The organism is Halorubrum sp. AJ67, assembly GCF_000513435.1.
Window position 1 is genome coordinate 8,813 of record NZ_CBVY010000003.1, and the last position, 3,704, is coordinate 12,516.

Below are 3,704 nucleotides of genomic sequence, written 5' to 3' on the forward strand. Positions count from 1 at the left end.
CTCCGACACTTCCGCGCGCGCGAGCGCCTCGCCGCCGTCGCCGGTCGCGATCCCGTACAGCTCGGGCGGCTCCTCGCCCTTCTCGCGGCCGAGTCCCGACAGGAACACCGGGAACAGGTCGACCTCGTCGAACCACGCTCCGAGACACGCCGCGACCTCCGTCGCCGCGCCCGGCTTCACGGGCACGTCGCTGCGGAGCGCGACGAGGTCGTTCTCGGAGTCCGCGTACAGCCGCACCGGCGTCGTCGCGGCCGTCTCGGACTCGCGGTAGACCGTCACCGGCGGGAGCCCGTCGCAGTGGACGTTCGCGTAGTGGCTCATCCCGTGGGCGTCGATTATGTGGTCAGTCGCGATCTTGCCCACCAGGCCGACGCCGGGGAACCCCTCGATCAGCGTCGGATCCTCCAGCGAGACGTCGTCGACGACGGAGATTCGCGTCATGTGCGTGGGCACGATTGGCACGGACGTAAAGGTGGGGCGCGCGGCCGGCGTCCGCCCGCCCCCGTCCCGAAACCGTCTAACGGCCCGACCCGAAAGGGAGGCCATGAATCCGCTCGACCGATACGAGTCGCTCGTCGACGACGTCGACGCGTTCCGGGCGGCGTGCGACCGTCCCCTCCCCTCGGTCGTGCGCACGAACGAGATCGCGGCGACGCCGGCCCGCGTCCGCGAGGCGTTCGACGAGGCGGGCGTCGCCTACGAGGCGGTCGACTGGCACGACGGGCTCTTCCGGCTCCCGGACGGGAACCCCGGCGGCAACTGGCCGTACGTCCACGGCTGGACGCACGGACAGGAGGAGGTGTCCGTGCTGCCCGGGCTCGCGCTCGACCCGCAGCAGGGCGAGCGCGTCTGGGACGCCTGCGCAGCGCCCGGCAGCAAGACCACACAGATCGCGGACGCGATGGCCGACGAGGGGACCGTCGTCGCCAACGACAACAACCTCGGTCGCCTCTCCGCGCTCCGCCACAACGCGGAGCGGCTCGGGATCACGAACGCGGTCGTCACCAATCAGGACGCCCGCAACTTCTCTATGAAGCCGCTGGCGTTCGACGAGTTCGACCGCGCCTTGGTCGACGCCCCCTGCTCGTGTGAGGGAACCTGCCGGAAGAACCCCGATGTCCTCGACGAGTGGACGCTCGACCACGTCCACGCGGTCGCGGGGATCCAGAAGGGCGTCTTGGCCCGCGCCGTTCAGGCGACCCGTCCGGGTGGGGTTGTCGTCTACTCCACCTGTACGTTCGCCCCGGAGGAGAACGAGGCGGTCCTCGACCACGTCCTCGCGAACGAGGGCTGCGAGCTCGTCGACTTCGATCTCCCGGTCGAGACGGATCCCGGCGTCACCGAGTGGGACGGCGAGACGTACGACGAGTCCGTGACGCAAGCAAAGCGCATCTATCCGCACCGCAACGACACGGGCGGGTTCTTCTGCGCGAAGTTGCGGGTCGGCGGCGAGAGCGAGGATGGCGTGAGCGACGGTGGGGCAGCCGACGACGGCGAGGTGGCCGCATGAGCGACGATGCGCCCACCAACGACGGCCAGCAGTTCGACCGCCTTCCGGAGACGCCCGCGGACCGCGAAATCGAGGGACGCGCGAGCCGCGCCGAGGTCCTCGACTGGTGGCACGAGCGGTTCGGGATCGAGCCGGCGGTCTTCGAGGGGTACAGCTTCTGGGAGAAGGGCGCGGGAAAGGTCTGGATATTCAACGGCGAGGCGACCGACCCGAGCGGGGTCGAGGCGATCGGGATGACGTTCCTCCGCACGCGACAGGAGCACTGGAAGCCGACCGGCCGGGCGGTCTCCCGGTTCGGCCGTCACGCGACGAGGAACGTGATCGAGTTGGGGCCCGAGCGGGCGTCCCGGTTCGCGGCCGGCGAGGACCAAGACCTCCCCGAGTGGGACGGCGACTGGGGGTACCTGATCGCGACCCACGAGGTCGCCGGCGAGTCGGTCCCGATCGGCGTCGGGCTGTACCTCTACGACGAACTGCGGTCGGTGGTCCCGAAGGGGAGTCGAGCGGACCTGCCGGTCGTGGAGTAATACTGAGAACTGGACTGGCCTCGGAGAACCGTCATCTACCGTTCGGTCGGAGGTCTCTGTCGACGCGACAGCGGCGGATCCGTCGATCACACGACCGAGAACACCGCCGAAGCCCCAGCCGAGAGCCGGGCAGACGCTCGCTGTCGTTCGAAAGGCGCTTCGCGCCTTTCGTGATGACGAGACGCCGAAGGCGTCTCGAACCACGCTCCTCGTCGCTCACTTCGTTCGCTCCTGCGGTGCTTACGTCGTCATCAGAACGCTTCGCGTTCTGATTGGCTCACGAGAGGTTTGCTCTCGTGAACGCCTCTGTCCGCCTCCCGGCTGCCCCTTCGAGTCCCGCCCCGCACAACCCCGCACCTCAGCCTCCCCAGCCTCGTCAGTCGCCGTCGCTTCGCTCCGGCGACTGACTCCCTCGCACCGTCGGTTCGCGCCCTATCGGGCGCTCACCAGGGGCGCGCCACCGCGCTGTTCTGTCCAACTTTCTCGCTACTTCCCCTTCTCCCGCACCGTCCCGCCCCCGAGTCCCTCCCACTCGACCCGGAACCCGAGCCGCGAGAGCGCGGCGCTGGCGTCGTCGATCCCGTACTCGTCGAGGGCCGCCTCGGCCGCCGAAAGCGACATCCCCGGCTCGATCTCGTCGGTGAGCGCCTCCAACACCGCGGGCCGTACGAGGGTGCGACCGACCCGTTCGTGATCGGGGAACGACACCCCCTCGATCGCCTCGACGCCCACGCCGCGTTCGGCGGCCAGTTCGGCCAGCCCGATTGCGTCGGCGTCGGGCGAGAGGGCGTCCGGAAGGGCGGCGGCCGCGTCGGCGACGAACTCGGCCTCGTACTCGCGGAGCACGTCGACCACGTCCTTCACGCGAACCGTCCCGGAGTAGGTGACGACGCGGTGGTCGCGCGCGGCGATCTCTTCTCCGACGCCGAGGCTCTCGTCGACGGCGACGAGCAGGTCGACATCTTCCACGTCGGCCAGCTGACCCAGCTTCTTTTCGACGTACTCGGGGGTCCAGAAGCCCATCACCTCGAAGAACAGCCGGAAGTCGGCGTGGTCGTAGTCGAACGCGAAGTCCGGGATCATGACGCTCGAACCGGTTTCGAGCGGCTCCGGCTCGCGGACGAGCGCCCAGTCGAGGTCGAGCCCGCGGAACCGGGCGGCGAAATCGGCCTCGACCCCGCTGTCGAAGTCGGGCTCCGCGACCGGCTCCACGTCGGGCACGGTCACGTCGCCGTCGGAGAGGCGCATCGTGCGCTCGCGGCCGCGATCGTCGACCGTCGCCGAGAGCGACCACTCCGCCGACTCGGCGACCGTCCTGAGCAGCCGGGCGAACGCGGTGCCGTAGCGTCGAGTTCGCGAGAACAGCGCGTCCGGCCCGGTGACGACCAGTTCGCGCCCCTCGGGGGTCTTCCGTACCTCGTACATCAGTCGGAGGCGCTTCACGGCCGAGACGAGCCGCTTCGGGTCGTTCGAGCGCACCCGGACCTCGGTCGCGTCGAACAGCGCGGTCTGGGCCAAGGAGAGGTCGTACTGCTCCAACAGCGAGTCCGGGTCCCAGCGCACGTCGGCGTCGACGAGGACCCGGTTCACGTCGCGGTCGGCGTACAGCGCGTCGTCGACGACCGTCGGTTCGACGCCGAGCGCGTCGGCGGCGCGGTCGACAGCGG

General features: G+C 69.9%; 4 protein-coding genes. 2 read left to right on the top strand and 2 right to left on the bottom strand.

The features are described from left to right. Positions 1-441 (bottom strand): proteasome assembly chaperone family protein (locus tag BN903_RS03935; RefSeq protein WP_048076501.1); only part of this gene is annotated, 441 nt, incomplete at its 3' end. A 103-nt stretch (positions 442-544) separates the two neighbouring features. Here BN903_RS03935 and BN903_RS03940 point away from each other — a divergent pair. Both BN903_RS03940 and BN903_RS03945 read left to right on the top strand, forming a co-directional pair. After that, a complete protein-coding gene (locus BN903_RS03940; protein ID WP_048076502.1) occupies positions 545-1,510 on the top strand; it encodes an RsmB/NOP family class I SAM-dependent RNA methyltransferase in 966 nt (321 codons plus the stop codon). Further along, on the top strand, positions 1,507-2,037 hold the full coding sequence (locus BN903_RS03945) for a hypothetical protein (protein ID WP_048076503.1): 531 nt from the start codon (positions 1,507-1,509) through the stop codon (positions 2,035-2,037). Before BN903_RS03940 ends, BN903_RS03945 begins: the two co-directional genes overlap by 4 nt. 486 nt (positions 2,038-2,523) lie before the next feature. Here the strand turns inward: BN903_RS03945 and BN903_RS03950 are convergent. Further along, the coding region (locus tag BN903_RS03950; protein WP_048076504.1) for a DUF790 family protein at positions 2,524-3,704 on the bottom strand (1,181 nt) is incomplete at its 5' end.